The organism is Saccharothrix saharensis (assembly GCF_006716745.1).
In the GTDB taxonomy this organism is placed as follows: domain Bacteria; phylum Actinomycetota; class Actinomycetes; order Mycobacteriales; family Pseudonocardiaceae; genus Actinosynnema; species Actinosynnema saharense.
Window position 1 is genome coordinate 4,735,505 of the sequence record NZ_VFPP01000001.1, and the last position, 15,959, is coordinate 4,751,463.

At 74.2% G+C, this 15,959-nt stretch carries 14 protein-coding genes; 10 read left to right on the top strand and 4 right to left on the bottom strand.

All coding sequences use genetic code 11. The features are described 5' to 3' along the window. Nucleotides 1-7: 7 nt before the first annotated feature. The 6 genes from FHX81_RS20825 to FHX81_RS20850 all read left to right on the top strand — a co-directional run bounded on the left by FHX81_RS20825 (nt 8) and on the right by FHX81_RS20850 (nt 8,051). Nucleotides 8-1,297 (top strand): SWIM zinc finger family protein, encoded by a 1,290-nt coding sequence (locus FHX81_RS20825; RefSeq protein ID WP_141979746.1) that lies wholly within the window; start codon nt 8-10, stop codon nt 1,295-1,297. Beyond that, nucleotides 1,294-1,536, top strand: a complete 243-nt coding sequence (locus FHX81_RS20830; protein WP_141979747.1) for a hypothetical protein — start codon at nt 1,294-1,296, stop codon at nt 1,534-1,536. Before FHX81_RS20825 ends, FHX81_RS20830 begins: the two co-directional genes overlap by 4 nt. Beyond that, the gene (locus FHX81_RS20835) at nt 1,533-2,960 is read left to right on the top strand and encodes a DUF5691 domain-containing protein (RefSeq protein WP_141979748.1); all 1,428 of its coding nucleotides are present in this window, start codon (nt 1,533-1,535) and stop codon (nt 2,958-2,960) included. Before FHX81_RS20830 ends, FHX81_RS20835 begins: the two co-directional genes overlap by 4 nt. Further along, complete coding sequence (locus tag FHX81_RS20840) at nt 2,957-4,045, top strand: ATP-binding protein (protein ID WP_141979749.1); 1,089 nt, start codon at nt 2,957-2,959, stop codon at nt 4,043-4,045. Before FHX81_RS20835 ends, FHX81_RS20840 begins: the two co-directional genes overlap by 4 nt. Then, nucleotides 4,045-6,243 carry a DUF5682 family protein gene (locus tag FHX81_RS20845; protein ID WP_141979750.1) on the top strand — a complete coding sequence of 733 codons (2,199 nt, stop codon included), beginning with the start codon at nt 4,045-4,047 and terminating at the stop codon, nt 6,241-6,243. Before FHX81_RS20840 ends, FHX81_RS20845 begins: the two co-directional genes overlap by 1 nt. 635 nt (nt 6,244-6,878) lie before the next feature. Further along, the gene (locus tag FHX81_RS20850; protein ID WP_246107903.1) at nt 6,879-8,051 is read left to right on the top strand and encodes a VWA domain-containing protein; all 1,173 of its coding nucleotides are present in this window, start codon (nt 6,879-6,881) and stop codon (nt 8,049-8,051) included. 1 nt (nt 8,052) lies between these two features. Here the strand turns inward: FHX81_RS20850 and FHX81_RS20855 are convergent, their stop codons facing one another. Beyond that, complete coding sequence (locus FHX81_RS20855) at nt 8,053-8,517, bottom strand: hypothetical protein (RefSeq protein ID WP_141979751.1); 465 nt, start codon at nt 8,515-8,517, stop codon at nt 8,053-8,055. A gap of 60 nt (nt 8,518-8,577) precedes the next feature. Continuing rightward, entirely contained in the window at nt 8,578-9,051 is a 474-nt protein-coding gene (locus FHX81_RS20860) for a hypothetical protein (protein WP_246107904.1), read from the bottom strand. 165 nt (nt 9,052-9,216) lie between these two features. Here FHX81_RS20860 and FHX81_RS20865 point away from each other — a divergent pair, with 165 nt between their 5' ends. The 3 genes from FHX81_RS20865 to FHX81_RS20875 all read left to right on the top strand — a co-directional run bounded on the left by FHX81_RS20865 (nt 9,217) and on the right by FHX81_RS20875 (nt 12,085). Continuing rightward, nucleotides 9,217-9,975: a DUF2470 domain-containing protein gene (locus tag FHX81_RS20865; protein WP_141979752.1), complete on the top strand. Its 759-nt coding sequence runs from the start codon at nt 9,217-9,219 to the stop codon at nt 9,973-9,975. Between the two features lie 27 nt (nt 9,976-10,002). Continuing rightward, the gene (locus FHX81_RS20870; protein ID WP_141984045.1) at nt 10,003-10,764 is read left to right on the top strand and encodes a CPBP family intramembrane glutamic endopeptidase; all 762 of its coding nucleotides are present in this window, start codon (nt 10,003-10,005) and stop codon (nt 10,762-10,764) included. Between the two features lie 97 nt (nt 10,765-10,861). Further along, nucleotides 10,862-12,085, top strand: a complete 1,224-nt coding sequence (locus FHX81_RS20875) for an alpha/beta hydrolase family protein (protein WP_141979753.1) — start codon at nt 10,862-10,864, stop codon at nt 12,083-12,085. 18 nt (nt 12,086-12,103) lie between these two features. On the opposite strand, the gene FHX81_RS20880 is transcribed toward FHX81_RS20875, so the two are convergent. Together FHX81_RS20880 and FHX81_RS20885 are read right to left on the bottom strand one after the other, a co-directional pair. Next, the gene (locus FHX81_RS20880; protein ID WP_141979754.1) at nt 12,104-14,146 is read right to left on the bottom strand and encodes a caspase, EACC1-associated type; all 2,043 of its coding nucleotides are present in this window, start codon (nt 14,144-14,146) and stop codon (nt 12,104-12,106) included. Nucleotide 14,147: 1 nt separating this feature from the next. Further along, nucleotides 14,148-14,507, bottom strand: coding sequence for a hypothetical protein (locus tag FHX81_RS20885; RefSeq protein WP_141979755.1), 360 nt, complete (start codon nt 14,505-14,507; stop codon nt 14,148-14,150). Nucleotides 14,508-14,708: 201 nt separating this feature from the next. On the opposite strand from FHX81_RS20885, the gene FHX81_RS20890 reads away from it, so the two are divergent. Beyond that, nucleotides 14,709-15,956 carry an arginine deiminase gene (locus tag FHX81_RS20890; RefSeq protein WP_246107905.1) on the top strand — a complete coding sequence of 416 codons (1,248 nt, stop codon included), beginning with the start codon at nt 14,709-14,711 and terminating at the stop codon, nt 15,954-15,956. Nucleotides 15,957-15,959 lie beyond the last annotated feature (3 nt).

Here is a 15,959-nt window from a genome sequence, read left to right on the forward strand (position 1 = left end):
TGCCGACATGGACGCACAAGCGCTTCTGGAGCAGGCCCCGGACGGCCGGGTGGCGAGCAGCGCCACCCGGCTGGCGGGGTCCTCCGGCTGGCAGGGGACGGGTCGCAGCGACACCGCCCTGTGGGGTCTGTGCAAGGGCAGCGGGAAGAACCCGTACCAGGTGTGCGTCGACCTGGGTGACCGGGCGACGAAGTGCTCGTGCCCGTCGCGGAAGTTCCCGTGCAAGCACGCGTTGGCGTTGCAGCTGCGGGACGTGCGCGAGCCGTTGCCCGTCGCGGAGGCGCCCGACTGGGTGACGGAGTGGCTGGCGCGCCGCAACCGCGCCGCCGCGCCCTCCTCCGCCTCCTCGGACGAGTCGCCGGAAGCGGTGGCGCGGCGCGCCAAGGCGAAGGAGAAGACGGCCCGGGCGCGGGAGGACGCGGTGCGGGCCGGCGTCGCGGGGCTGACCGACTGGCTGGGCGACGTGGCGGGCGCGGGGCTGGCCGGGTTGCCCGCGCGGGACGCGGCGTGGTGGCACTCGATCCAGGCGCGGATGGTCGACGCGCAGGCCAAGGGGCTGGCGTCGGCGGTGGACGAGGTGCGCGGGATCGTCGCGGCCGGTGGTCCGCGCTGGGCGCACGACGCGGCGGACCGGTTGGGCGGGCTGCACCTGTTGGCGCGGCTGTCGTCGTCACCCGGTGCCGTGGATGCCGTGGTGCGCCGCCGGTTGGGGTTCTCCGTGGCGGAGGAGGAGGTGCGCGCCGGTCCGGGCTGGTCCGACCTGTGGGCGCCGCTGCTGAAGCTGGAGTCCGACGACGGCTTGGTGCGGACCGTGCGGCAGTGGGCGTGGGGGCGCGCGCACGGGTGGGTGGTGGCGGTGCGCCACCTGGGCGGCGGCGGCCGCCCCGCGCCGCCGTTGACGCACGGGGTGCAGGTCCAGGGGGTGCTGCACCCCTATCCCGGCGTCCCGCCGCACCGGGTGGCGGTGGGCGAGCTGCTGGTGGAGCGGCAACCCGAGCCGATACCCGCGCCGGAGTCGTGGCGCGCGGCGCTGGCCGGCCTGGAGGAGCACCTGAAGGCCGACCCGTGGCAGCGCCTGCACCCGTTGGGCTGCGCGTCGGTGCGGGTCACCGAGGACTGCCGTCACGTGGTCGACCGCACGGGTCGCGGCTTGCCGGTCCGCGGCGACCTGGCCCTGGACCAAGCCCTGGCCCTGACCGGCGGCGAACCGTTCGACGCGTGGGCGCTGTGGAACGGCCGCGAACTGCGCCTGGGCGCCGTGGCCACGGCAGGCGGAGCACCGGAGGTCGTGGGATGATCACGCAGGTCAAGCACACCGTCCCATCGCTCGATCGGGTGATCATCGCCCGACAATGTACGGAAACACTGTTCCCGTACCTCGGTTGCGAACGAGGAACCGCGACCCACCAACCCCACCCACCGGTCAGCTTGACCGACCCGACCGACCCGACCGGCCACCACCGGAAGCCCACCCACCCCATCACCGCCGACCCGACCCCGGCTCTCACCCCGGCCACCGCGGACGGCCGCCGATGACCCTCCAAGCCGAATGGGACGAGGCCGTCCAAGCCGCCCTGGTGGGCGCACACCGCGCCGGCACCAGCCCGACCGCCCTGCTCGACCGCGTCGCGGCCCTGGGCGTCGCCGCCCACGGCGCGCAACTCCCACCCCCCGTCGACACCCCACCGCTGCCCAGCGCCCCCGCGTCCGACGACGTGCGCGCCCACCCGGCCGCGAGGTCCGTGCTGGTCCAGATCCTGGCCCTGGACGACCAGATGCTGCTCACGGAGTGGTGCGGCATGGCGAAGGCCGCACGCGTCGTCGCCGACCACCGCGCGCTGCCCGCGCTGCTGGGTCTGGGCACCGCCCACCCCGGCCTGCGCCCGGCCGTCTCCGCCGTCCTCGGCGCCCGCGGCCGGTGGCTGGCGGGCATCCGCCCGGCCTGGTCCTGGGCGGCGGCCGGCACGGTCACCGAGGAGGTCGACCTCGACCAGGCCCTCGACCTGCCCGGCACGTCCCGCCTCGCCGCGCTGCGCCGCGCGCGGCTCCAGGACCCGGCGAAGGCCCGCGCGTTCCTGGCCGCCCAGTTCGACGTCCAACGCCGCGCCACCGACCGCCAGGTGCTGATCAGCGCCCTGGAAGCCGGCCTCGGCCCGGACGACGAGCCGCTGCTCGAACGCGCCCTGGACGACCGCGCGATCGGCGTGCACGACGAGGCGCTGCGCCTGCTGCGCACCCTGCCCACGTCGGCCCTCGCCGCCCGCGCCGCCGAACGCCTGCACCGCGGCCTGTGGCTGACCGCGGACGGGTTCGACGTGCAGACCGACGAGTTGTGGGCCGAAACCGCGCCCGAGCCGGACGAGGCCCGTGACCTGCTGAAAGACGGTTCCGAGGCGGGGGTCGCGGGTCGGTTGCGGGGTGCGGCGGCGAGCGTGCCGCCGCAGCACTGGACCAGTCGCCTCGACACCGACGACGAGGGCGCGGCGACCGAGTTGGCGCGCGGTCCGTGGGCGAGTTCGTTGTTGCGCGGGGTGGCGCAGAACCTGAGGCTCGCCGACGACGCCCGGCCGTGGGCGGTCGCGGCGACCCGGTCGCTGACCGGCATGGAACAGCTGGAGATGCTCGGCGGCCTGCCCGCCGAGCTGGCCGCGCGCACCGTCGTCGAGGTGTCGCGGCAGTGGAACTACGACCTGCTCGACCACGCGTGCTCGCAGTTGCCGGCGCCGTGGAGCGCGCAGGCGACCGCGGACCTGCTCGACCGCTACGCCGGGATGCGCGACCCGAGGTGGCGCGCCGGCCGGCCGCCCGCGGTGCTGCTGGCCAGGGGTGACGCCGAGGTGCTCGGCGCGGGCTGGGCCCGCATCACCGAGCGCTGGCCCGAGCACACCGTCGAACTCGACGTCCTGCGCCTGCGCATGCAGCTGCGCGAGGCGTTCAACCACCGGGAGGAAAGCCAGTGACCACCGAATCCGTGCTGCGGCCCGCCGCGGAACAGCAGTACGCCGCCGAGCTCGCGGCCCTGGCGGCGGCGGACGACCGGCCCCGCCCGCCGCGGTGGCGGATGTCGCCGCAGGCGGTGGTCACCTACGTGCTCGGCGGCACGCTCGCCGACGGCACGGTGATCACGCCGAAGTACGTCGGCGACCGGCGGTTGGTGGAGGTCGCCGTCGGCACGCTGGTCACCGACCGGGCGTTGTTGCTGGTCGGCGTGCCGGGCACGGCCAAGTCGTGGCTGTCGGAGCACATCGCGGCGGCCGTCAGCGGCAACTCGACGCTGGTCGTGCAGGGCACCGCGGGCACGGGCGAGGACCAGGTCCGCTACGGCTGGAACTACGCGCGGCTGATCGCCGAGGGCCCGTCCGAGGCCGCCGTGGTGCCGAGCCCGATCATGACGGGGATGCGGGAGGGCGCGGTGGTCCGCGTCGAGGAGCTCACCCGGATGCCCGCGGAGGTGCAGGACTCGTTCATCACGATCCTGTCCGAGAAGACGTTGCCGATCCCGGAGCTGGGCGTGCAGGTGCAGGCCGTGCCGGGGTTCACCGTGATCGCGACGGCGAACGACCGGGACCGGGGCGTGAACCAGATGTCGTCGGCGCTCGCCCGACGCTTCAACACGGTAGTGCTGCCGCCGCCCGCGACCGAGGACGACGAGGTGGAGATCGTGTCGGCGCGGGCCGCCCAGCTCGGCCGGGCGTTGCAGCTGCCCGCCGAGCCGCCCGCGTTGGAGGAGGTGCGCCGGGTGGTGCGGATCTTCCGCGAACTGCGCAACGGGTCCACTGTGGACGGCCGCACGCAGTTGAAGAAGCCGAGCGGCAGCCTGTCCACGGCCGAGGCGATCTCGGTGGTGACCAGCGGGATGGCGTTGGCCGGGCACTTCGGCACCGGGTCGATGACCGCGGACGAGCTGGCGTCGGGGCTGCTCGGGGCGGTGGTGAAGGACCGCGTGTCGGACACGGCGGCGTGGCAGGAGTACCTGGAGGCGGTGGTGAAGGAGCGCGCCGAGTGGCGTGACCTGTACCGGGCGTGCCAGGACATGGTGGGCTGATGGCGCGGGAACAGCCGTTGCCCGAGCGGGTGACGCTGCTCGGGATCCGGCACCACGGCCCGGGGTCGGCGCGGATGGTCGCGGCGGCGTTGGCGGCGGTGCGGCCGGAGGTGGTGCTGATCGAGGGTCCGCCGGAGGGTGACGCCCTGCTGCCGCACGTGCCGCACCTGACGCCGCCGGTGGCGTTGCTGCTGCACGACGAGGCGGAACCGGCGCGGGCGGCGTTCTGGCCGTTCGCCGAGTTCTCGCCGGAGTGGCGGGCGATGACGTGGGCGCACGCGAACGGCGTGCCGGTGCGGTTCTTCGACTTGCCCGCGGGCGCGTCCCTGGGTGATCCGGAGCCGGAGTCCCCCGATGACGAGCCGAAGGCGGCGGTCGACCCGCTGGGCACGTTGGCCGAGGCGGCGGGGTTCGACGACCCGGAGCGCTGGTGGGAGGACGTGGTCGAGCACCACACCGACCCGCGTGACCTGGCCGAGGCGGTCGCGGAGGCGATGGGCGCGTTGCGGGAGGAGTTCGCCGATCAGGTGGACGCGCGCACGTTGCGGCGGGAGGCCGCGATGCGGCAGAACGTCCGGCAGGCGTTGAAGGACGTCGAGGGTCCGATCGCGGTGGTCGCCGGTGCGTGGCACGTGCCCGCGCTGCGCGCGCTGCCGCCCGCGTCGGTCGATGCCGCCGCGCTGAAGGGGTTGCCGCGCAGGAAGGTTTCCGGCACGTGGGTGCCGTGGAGCCACGGTCGGCTGGCGTCGTCGTCGGGTTACGGCGCGGGGGTCGCTTCGCCGGGGTGGTACGCGCACTTGTGGGAGTGCGCCGGACGTGGTGACGCCGTGCCGCGGTGGTTCGCGAAGGCGTCCGCGGTGTTGCGGGCGGAGGACTTGCCCGCGTCGACGGCGAGCGCGGTGGAGGCGGTGCGGCTGGCGGACGCGCTGGCGGCGATGCGGGGGCGGCCGTCGCCTGGGTTGTCGGAGGTGATGGAGGCGTCGCTGGCGGTGCTGTGCGGCGGTGACGCGACGCCGCTGCGGTTGGTGCACGAGCAGTTGGTCGTCGGTGAGCGGTTGGGCGAGGTCGGTGACGACGTGCCGACGTCGCCGCTGGCCGCGGACCTGGCGCGGTTGCAGCGCAGGTTGCGGATGCCGGCCGGTGCGGCGATCAAGCAGGTGCGGTTCGACCTGCGCAAGGACACCGACCGCGAGCGCTCGAAGTTGTTGCGGCGCTTGCGGGTTCTCGACGTTCCTTGGGGCACGCCGGACACGACGCGGACGTTGGGCACGTTCGCCGAGGCGTGGCAGTTGCACTGGCGGCCGGAGTTCGCGGTGGCGCTGGCCGTGGCGGCCCGGCACGGCACGACCGTCGAAGCCGCGGCGGGCACCGTGCTGATCGGCCGTGCGGCGGCGGCCACCCGCGTGGTCGACGCCGCCGAAACCCTCAGCCAGGCCGTGGGTTGCGAGATCCCGGATGCCGTCGCCGCGTCCCGCCAGGCCCTGGACCGCTGCGCCGCCGCCGCGACCGATGCGCTGGAGCTGTTGTCCGCCCTGCCGGACCTGGCCACGACCGTGCGTTACGGCTCGGTGCGCGGCACGGACCCGGAGCTGCTCCGCGTTGCGCTGCACGGGTTGCTCGCGCGCGGTGCCGTCGGCTTGCCGCTGGCGTGCCGCGGGGTGGATGAGGACACGGCGGAACGCGCCGTCCGGGCGGTCGAGGGCGCGGACGACGCGGTCCGGCTGGCCGCCGACGACGAGCACCGCGACACGTGGCAGCGTGCGCTGAGATCGCTGGTCGCGATGCCCGACGCCCACGGGCTGCCCACCGGCCGCGCGACCCGTCTGCTGTGGGAGGCGGGTGCCCTGGACTCCGACGAAGTCGCCACCCGCCTGCACCGCGCCGTCTCCCTGGCCGCCGGCGCGACCGCGTTCGTGGCGGGCTTCCTGCGCGGCTCAGCCGCCCTGCTCACCGCCGACCCGCGCCTGTTCGGCGTCGTGGACGAGTGGCTGACCGGCCTGTCGGGCCCCGACTTCGCCGCCGCCCTGCCGCTGTTGCGCCGCGCGGTGGGCGATTTCAGCCCGGCCGAGCGCCGCATGTTGGGCGACCGGGTCAAGGGCACGACGGCGGGTGGTGCGGCGGCGGCGAGCGACTGGGACGAAGAACTCGCGACCCGGCTCGTGGGCCACGTGCGCGAGTTGCTGGGAGTGGGCGCGTGACGCGCGCGGACGCGGCGCGAGCGAGGGCGAGTGCGCGAGATGGGCCGGTGCGGGCGATGCACGCGCAGCGCGGCGTGTGCCGATGTGCGGCGCGCCGGGGCGCGGGCGAGGCGATGCGTGGTCGGGGCCGGTGGGGCTGGTTCACGGGCACGGCGAACGCGGCCCGTGAGCTGGGGCAGGGCAGTCGGGTGGCGCGGCTGGGGCCGGTGGGGGCGACCGGACGTCACGGGGCGAGCCGGACGTCACGGGGGAGCCGGGTGTCACGGGGCCGAACTGGCTTCCGGTGACGGGTCGGCGGGGTCCGCGGCTCGGGCGGGCCGGAGGTCCGGCGGCCTTGTGGGCACGACGGGCGCACGGGGCGGGGTGCCGACCGGCGCCGGCCGGGAGGCCCGGGGACCGGGGACCCGGGTGGTCGCACCGAGGTGGCGGGCGGGGTTGGTGGGTGGGTCGGCGGGGGGACGGTAGGCGGGTCGGGGTGGCGGGGGTGGGGGTTCGGGGGGTGGGCAGTGGGGGGTGGTTGGCGGGGCTCCTCATGTTTTAACCGAGGGGCGGTAACAGTGTTTCCGTACATTGTCGGGCGATGATCACCCGATTGTGTGACAAGGGCCTGCGGTGGCCCGGAGGGCGGGGTTCGCGTGACGCAGGATATCGCGGTTGAGCGGCAGCGGCGGTGGCGGTTGTTGCTCGGCGGGGCTGCCGGGGAGCTCGGGGCTCTGGGGGAGGACGACCAGCGGCGCGATGCGGCGTTGACCGGGCTTTACGGTGGCGGGGAGCCGGTGGACGCGGGCGGGAAGCGGAGTGCCGGGTTGGGCGGGTCGTCGCCCGTGCTGCACCGGTGGCTCGGGGACGTCCGCACGTACTTCCCCAGTTCGGTCGTCCAGGTGATGCAGAAGGACGCGGTGGAACGGCTGGGATTGCGGCAGTTGTTGTTGGAACCCGAGTTGCTTTCGAGCGTGGAGCCGGACGTGAGCCTGGTCGGCACCCTGGTCTCCCTGTCCCGCGCCATTCCCGAACGCACCCGGGAAACGGCGCGGGCGGTGGTGCGGAAGGTGGTCGAGGACATCGAGCGCAAGCTCGCCGACCGCCTCCTGGCCGCCGTGCACGGGGCGATCGACCGGTCACGGCGCACCAGCCGCCCGCGGCTGTCCGATGTGGACTGGAACCGCACGATCCGCAAGAACCTGCGCCACTACCAGCCCGACCAGGGCACGGTGATCGTGCAGGACCTGGTCGGCAACAGCCGGCGCAGCCGCCAGGCCTCGCTCCGCGACGTCATCCTGCTGGTCGACCAGTCCGGTTCGATGGCCGAGTCCGTCGTGTACTCCGCCGTCCTGGGTGCCTCGCTGGCGTCGCTGAAGGCCGTCGACACGAAGCTGGTCGTCTTCGACACCGAGGTGGTCGACCTGACCGAGGAGCTGAAGGACCCGGTCGACCTGCTGTTCTCCACGCAGCTCGGCGGCGGCACGGACATCAACCGCGCGGTCGCGTACGGGCAGTCGTTGGTGCGCCGGCCGACGGACACGGTGATGGTGCTGATCAGCGACCTGTACGAGGGTGGGGTGGCGCGGGAGTTGCAGCGGCGGGTGCGGGAGCTGGTGCAGAGCGGCGTCACGGTGGTGGTGCTGTTGGCGTTGTCCGACAGCGGCACGCCCGCCTACGACCACGAGCTGGCGGCGAAGCTGTCGGAGTTGGGCGCGCCCGCGTTCGCCTGCACGCCGGACCGGTTCCCGGACCTGCTGGCGACGGCGTTGCGCCGCGAGGACGTGGCGGCGTGGGCGGAGCAGAGCGGTATCCCGGTGGGCCGGTAGGTCAGCGGATGACGACCCGGCCGAGGGTCATGAACGGGGCGCCGCGGGTCAGCACGACGGTCCGGCCGCGCGGGTCGGGCCCGGCGAGCCACACGCGGCCGCCGCGGCGGATGTTCTCGCGGACGCGTTCGGGGATCTCGGCCAGGCGCAGGAACGTGCGGTCGGAGCCCGCGGTCTCGAGGTACGTCTGCCGGCCCACGCGGGTGCGCCCCGGGACGAAGTGCACCGCCACGGCGTGGCGCGGGTAGGTGTCGAGGAGGCGGCGCAGCGAGCGCCGGGAGAAGAAGTGCCGCAGGCCGGGCACGGCGAACTCGACGCACAGGGGCGTGAGCAGGAACACCCAGCGGGAGCCGATCCACTCCGAGACGACCCACAGCGTCAGCAAGGCGAACAAGCCCAGCCCGACGAACCCGACGGCGCGTCGATCCGCGCTGGTCAGGCACTTGTCCACCCAAGCCTCGCCCACCACTGCTCCCAGCAAACCAGAAGTCCCCTCCGGGGGTAGCCGATTAGCCGATCAACAAACTCAGCGGCGCACGACCTTCGCGGGGAACAGCTTCGGGACGCCGCGGAACGTGACCACGGTGTTCCCGGCGCGGTCGGGTGCGACGACCCAGGCGCGGCGGTGCCGGTTGATCCGGCCGCGGGTGACGGGTCCGGCGTTGACGTCGAGGACGAGCGGGCGGGTGCCGTGGACGACGAGCAGGCCGCCGCGCCAGTGGACGCGGACGTGGACCCAGGCGTGGTCGCCCAGGACGGCGGTGGAGGGTTGGCGTCGGGTCAGGCCGAACCCGAGGACGAGGACGGAGAACAGCAGCAGGACGAGCGGCAGGGCGGACGACACGGCGAACACGAAGATCAACGCGAGTTGCAGGACGAACGCGAGCGCGCCGACGAGGACCCAGCCGAGGGCCCGTCGGCCGGCGATCTCGATGCAGTACCGGGTCCACCGGTCGTCGAGGGCGGCGCCGCGGCTGGTCGGCGCGTTCGGCACGGTCACGGGCCACCACCTCCGCGAGGCGAGCCGGAGATCGAGCCAAGGTTACGACGGGTGCGCCCGCCGCCGAATCGGCCAACCGGACCCGTCGTCGGCGGTAAGCCGGTCGTGGGACTACCGTCATCACGGCGAATCAAGTTAGGCTCGCCTAAGTTGGGAGGTGGGCGGGTGAACGAGACACGGCGACCGCCGACGCCGCACCCGGCGGAGCGGGCCCGCACGATCGCCGCCCGGGGTGGGCGCGCGGCCCTGTTGCCGTCGGACGGCGCGGAGACCCGGATCACGCCGGTGCTGCACCACGTGCACCCGGACGGCGAGGCGACGATCGTGCTGCCGGACGAGCACCCGCTGGTCGAGGCGGCGCGCCGGTCCGAGCTGACGGCGATGCTGGAGGTGGCCGACCAGGCGCCGGTGGCGTTGCGGGAGCCGGTGCGCGGCCTGCTGTGGATCACGGGGTGGTTGCGCACGCTCTCCGCCGAGCAGGCGCGGGTGGCGAGCGTCCTGGTGGCCGAGGCACGGCCGGACCCGCGGTTGCTGGACGTGGGGCACGGCGCGTCGGTGTTGCGGTTGTCGCCCGCGTCGCTGGTGGTGGCGGACGCGGAGGGCACGACGTCGTTGCGGCCGGAGTTGTTCGCACAGGCGGAGCCGGACCCGTTCGCGGCGCACGAGGACCACTGGCTGCGTCACCTGGAGCTGTCGCACCGGGACGTGGTGGGTCTGCTCGCGCAGCACCTCCCGGCGGACTTGAAGGGCGGTCACGTCCGCCCGCTGGGCCTGGACCGGTTCGGGTTGCGGCTGCGGGTGGAGATGGCCGACGAGGACCACGACGTGCGGATCGCGTTCTCCCGGCCGGTCGGCACGGCGCAGGAGCTGGCCGCCGAGCTGCGCCGGTTGATGGGGTGTCCGTTCCTGGCGCAACGGCGCTGACGGCGGCGCGGTTAGCGTAGGGGGGTGATGGAGGACCTCGACGCCCGGACGCGCCGCGGCTACCGGCTCGAACTGCTGCTCGTCTTCGCCGTGACGCTCGGGTTGTCCGGGGCGCGCAGCCTGGTGCGGTTGCTGGACAGCCTGCTGGACCCGGTGCCGCTGAACGAGCAGAAGGTCGCGATCAACGTCCCGCGGGCGCGGTTCGACCTGCTGGACCTGGTCGCTCAGCTGTTGGGCGTCGCGCAGTTGGCGGCGTGGGGCGGGTTGGGCCTGTACCTGCTGTGGCAGGGCGGGATCAAGCTGGGGGCGCTGGGCCTGGACCGGACGCGGATCGGGCCGGACGCGCTGGGCAGCCTGGGGTTGGCGGCGGTGATCGGCATCCCGGGGCTGGTCTTCTACCTGGTCGCGTGGAACCTGGGGTTGAACCTGGCGGTGCTGCCGTCCACGTTGGACTCGTCGTGGTGGCGCGCCGCGGTGCTGGTGCTGTCCGCGATCGGGAACGCGTGGGCGGAGGAGGTGCTGGTCGTCGGGTACTTCATCACCCGGCTGCGGCAGTTGGGGTGGCGGGAGAACACGGCGTTGCTGGCCAGCGCGGTGCTGCGCGGCTCGTACCACCTGTACCAGGGGTTCGGCGGGTTCGTCGGCAACGTGGTGATGGGGTTGGTGTTCGGCAAGGTGTGGCAGCGCACGAACCGGTTGTGGGTGTTGGTGGTGGCGCACGCGCTGCTCGACGTGGTCGCGTTCGTCGGCTACACGCTGCTGCGCGGTCACGTGTCCTGGTTGCCCTGAGTCCTCCGCGGGGAGTACGTGGCGGTCAGTCGTGAGGTGGACGCGGGTCGCACGCTCGGCGCGACAGCATCGGGTGATCCGATGAAGGGGGACCCTGATGAGGCGCACCACAGCGTTAGCGGTCGCGGCGGTCGTGGCCGTCGGTGTGGCGGCACCGGCCGCCGCGACGACGGGCGTGGCGATCTCCATGCCCGGGCTGAGCGGGCACCACGCGGTCGGCACGGTCGAGCTGCACCTGGTCGACCGGCGGCCGGACCCGTGGCGGCCCGACGTCGAGCGCGAGGTGATGGTCACCGTCACCTACCCGGCGCACCGCTCGAACGGCGCACGCGCGCCGTGGATGACCCCGGGGGTGGCGGCGGTCGTCGAGGCGGAGGCGGCGAAGCCGGAGGTGCTCGGCGCGCCGTCCGGCTCGGTCGCCTGGGCCGCGACCCGGCGGCACGCCCGCACCGGCGCACCCGTGCTCGGCCGGTGGCCGGTCGTGCTGTTCTCACCCGGTTTCGGGTCGGCGCGGGAGTTGAACGCGGGTCTCGACGACGACCTGGCGAGCCGCGGGTACGTGGTCGTGTCGATGTCGCACACGCACGAGTCGATGGCGGTGGAGTTCCCGGACGGCCGGGTCGTGCCGCCCGCGGTCGACCCGTCCGACCCGACCCAGCTCACGACCGCGCTGGACGCGCGGGTGGGTGACACGCGGTTCGTGCTCGACCAGTTGGAGCGGATCGCCCGGGGGGAGAACCCGGACGCGCGGCGGGACCCGTTGCCGCGCGGGCTGGGCCGTGCGCTGGACCTGTCGCGGGTGGGCATGTTCGGCCACTCGTACGGCGGGTTCACCGCGGGCGAGACGATGGTCCGCGACCGGCGGATCGACGCGGGGATCAACGTGGACGGGGCCATGGCGCACGGCTCCGGTCCGGGTGAGGTCGTGACGCGCGGTCTGGACCGGCCGTTCATGCTGGTCGGCGCGGACTTCGTGGACCCGGTGACGGGCGAGCGGGTCGAGCACTCGCACCGCACGCCCGAGTTCGACCCGACGTGGGCGCGGTTCTGGCCCAACCAGCGCGGGTGGAAGCGGGACCTGCACTTCGACCGGGCCACCCACTACGGCTTCACCGACCTCCAGTTCGCCGTGCCGCAGCTCGGTGGTGTGGTGACACCCGGGAAGCAGCGTGAGGTGGTGGGCGAGATCGACGCGGCCCGGTCGCTGGCGGCGCAGCACGACTACTTCGCCGGGTTCTTCGACCTGCACCTCAAGGGGCGGGACACCGGGTTGTTCCGGGGCAGCTCGCCTCGGCACCCGGACGTCCGGTTCATCGGCTGAGCCGAGGTCCCGGCCCGATCAGCCGACCAGCAGGAAGCGGGACGTGGTGCGGGCGGCGGCGACGACGACGGTGCGGGCGGTGCCGGCCGAGTCGAGCAGGGTCGGGTCGAGGTCGGTGACGGGCACGGCGGCGTTCTCGGCGATCCGCCGGGCCGGTTCGGCGAGGGCGGCGGCGAAGGCCTGCCAGCCGGCGATCTCCTCCGGGGTGCCCGTGGCATCCTCGGCCAGGAGCGCGCCGAGCTCGGACAGGCCCACGCCGCCGCCCCGGATCACGCCCTCGGCGGCGGCGCCGCGGACGGCGCGCACGGCCCGTTCCACGATCGGCGCGGTCGAGGCGGGCGCGCGGATCACGGCTGCCGAGGGACCGGTCGCGGACCGGTCGCCGTGGACCAGGGTTTCGCGGGACGTGACCACGACCTTCCTCGCCCGGCCGAGCGAGCGCTCGTCCGCCGTGGGCAGGAAGTCCGCGTCCAGGACGGTGCCGCCGACCACGTCCCGGAGCTCGGTCAACCGCTCCTGGTCGGCCACCACCGCCGCGATCGGGGTGGCCGACCTCGTCAACGCCGTGAGCGCGTCGTGCGGCAACGCCTCGCACACCACGAACAAGGGCCCGCCCGCCTGCTCGACCATCCGGTCGACGGCCCTGGTCAGCGGCCCGCTGACCAGCAGCACGCGGGCGTCCGCCAGCACCGCCTCGTCCCGGGCCGCGTCGGTCACGAACAGGGCCGAGGCGTACCCGCTGTCGAACCGCAACCCGCGGCCGACCTCGTGCTCCAGCAGGCGGCCCCGGCCCTCCTCCACCAGCACGGCCCCACCCGGACCGGTCACCGCGACCACCTCGCCGAGCAGCGCGCCGATCTCGGCGTCACCGGACGCCGCCGTGGCCAGCGCCGACACCTGCTCGGCCGCCAGCGGCGGAGCCACCCTCGCCAGCAGCTCGGTCGCACGGGCAGCGGCGGCCGTGACGCCGCGCATCAGCCGCACCGGGTTGTGGCCGTCACGCATCGCGTCGATCAGCCCGCCGATCGCCCCGCGCGCCACCGCCACCGCCGACGCCGCGCCGTCACCGGCCTCCCGCCGCACCTGGACCACCAGGTCGCGCACGTACTCCGCGCCGAGCGAGTCGCGCGGGTCGTCCGGCCGGAACGCGGCCGCGATGGCCGCCGCGTCGGCCAGCTCCACCGGCCGCCGGTCCACGAACACCACGGCGCGGCGGCCCATCGGACCCAACGTCCGGCACACCGGCTCGGCCGCGGCCCGGAAGCCGCGCGCCACCAGCCACTGCCCGGACGTGTACGACGCCTTGCCCCGCGGCCGGCGGTCCGACGCGCCACCGGCCCGCGCGATCCGCAGCGGCTGCGACGAGCCGTGCGCGAAGTACTGCGGTGTCTGGTCGGGCCGTCGCGCCCGCACCTCGCCCCGCGTGTACTTGAACAGTTCGTCCACGTCGATCCAGCCGTCGCCGTCGAGGTCGGCGGCACCGCCGGCCAATCCCTCGATCAGCACGTCGGTGAACAGCGACGCGACCGGCGCGTCCAGCGACAGCGAGTCCTGCTCGAACGCGTACTCGTAGGCGTTGGACGCGGTCATCACCACGTAGCCCTCGCCGACGTCGTCCAGCACCGCCGTCCCGGCCGCCTTGAAGCCCTCGACGAACGCGCCGCTGAAGCAGCAGTCCAGCAGCAGGACCCGCCCGGCCGCCCGGCAGTCCTCCAGCTGCTCGTTGAGGAACGACCGGGGGATCGCGGTGCCCGCGGGCCGGTCCTGCACGGTGTTCGACGCGGCGAAGTACAGCCGCCGCGCGGCCGTGGTCAGGCCGTGGCACGAGAAGTACAGCAGGACCAGGTCGTCGGCCTCGCGCGGCGCGAGCAGGTCCTCGACGGCGCGGCGGATCTCGTGATCGGTCCGGTCCCGCAGCACCTCGACCGAGGTGAAGCCGCCGACATCGGGGTCCTCCAGCACGGCGGCGAGCCGGCCCACCTCCTGGTCGGGCGCGCGCAGCCCGCTCAGCCGGACGTCCTCGTACTGGCCGGTCGCGACCAGGAGGGCGTACCGACCCACCTCACCCCTCGCTCTCGTGCTCGCGCAGCCACGCCTCCAGCAGTGCCTTCTGCGAGCGGGCGTCCACGCCCTCGACGGTGATCTCGTCGTCGCCTTCCTTGATCGTCACCTTGCGGGCGCTGCCGCGCTGCACGAACGACGTGACGACGGACGCGACGGCGGCGGCCACCGCGGCGGGCAGCGCGCCGTTGAGCACGAGCTCGGCCACGGTCGCCCCGGCGCCGCTCTTCGCGCCCTCCGGCGCCTCGGCCGGCGCGGGCCGCGCGTCGACCCTCGCGCCCCTGATCAGCTCCTGCGACAACTGGCTCGTCGCCGAGGCGGCCCGGCCCGGCGCGTCGACGAACAAGCGGAACTCCGCCACTGGTCCTCCCCCGGTCAGAACACGATCATCCCGCAACCGCGCCGTCGGACCGCCAGTCCACGCGACAAAGCAACGATCATTAAGCAGAAAGGGCTCAAGGCGCAACGAATCGCCGATACAAGCCCGACATACGATCGAGTTACGCCGGAATGGGCCACTCAAAGCTGCTGATCCGACCGACCACGGGTTACCCTCGTTGGCGTGACTGCGCACATCGCCCAGACCGCGTCCACCGACGGCGAGCCGGCAGCGGCGCCCCGCGTCGACAGCGAAGTCGGCCCCCTGCGCACGGTGCTGCTGCACCGTCCCGGCGCCGAGCTCAAGCGGCTCACCCCCCGCAACAACGACCAGCTCCTCTTCGACGGCGTGCCGTGGGTCGACCGGGCCCAGGAGGAGCACGACGCGTTCGCCGAGCTGCTGCGCGGACGCGGCGTCGAGGTGCTGCTGCTGGCGGACCTGCTGGTCGACGCGCTGCACGACGACCGGGCCCGGATCGCGGGCATCCACAGCGCGGTCAACGAGCGGCGGCTCGGCATCGACCTGGCGGACGCGCTGCGCTCGCACCTGGCCTCGATCGGCCCGGACCAGCTCGCCACCGCGCTGATGACCGGCATGACGTTCGAGGAGCTGCCCGCGGCCGAGGGCGCGTCACTGGTGCGCAAGATGCACCACCCGATCGACTTCGCCGTCGACCCGCTGCCGAACCTGCTGTTCACCCGCGACTCGTCGGTGTGGGTCGGCGACCGGGTCGCGATCACGTCGCTGGCGCTGCCCGCGCGCGACCGGGAGACCGCGCTGACCGACCTGATCTACGCCTACCACCCGCGGTTCCGCCGGACCGGCCGCGCCTACGGGGCGCACTCCGCGCCGGTCGAGGGCGGTGACGTGCTGCTGCTCGCGCCGGGCGTGCTGGCGATCGGCGTCGGCGAGCGGACCACGCCGGCGGGCGCGGAGTCGTTCGCCCGGTCCGCGCTGGCCGACGGCCTCGCGCACACCGTGCTGGCCGTGCCGATCACTCAAGAGCGGGCGACCATGCACCTGGACACGGTGTGCACGATGGTCGACCGGGACGCCGTGGTGATGTACCCGGCGGTGCGGGACAACCTGTTCGCCTACCCCGTGCGGTCCGACGGCGCGGGCGGTGTCGTGGTCGACGACCGGCGGCCGTTCCTGGAGGCGGCGGCCGAGGCGATGGGCATCGAGAAGCTGCGCGTGATCGACACGGGACTCGACCCGGTGACCGCGGAACGCGAGCAGTGGGACGACGGCAACAACACGCTGGCCGTCGGACCGGGCCTGGTCGTGGCCTACGAGCGGAACGTGGAGACCAACGCGCGGCTGGAGGACGCGGGCGTCGAGGTGATCCGGATCAGCGGCTCCGAGCTGGGCTCCGGCCGCGGCGGACCGCGCTGCATGTCGTGCCCGATCGACCGCGCACCCCTTGTCTGAGGA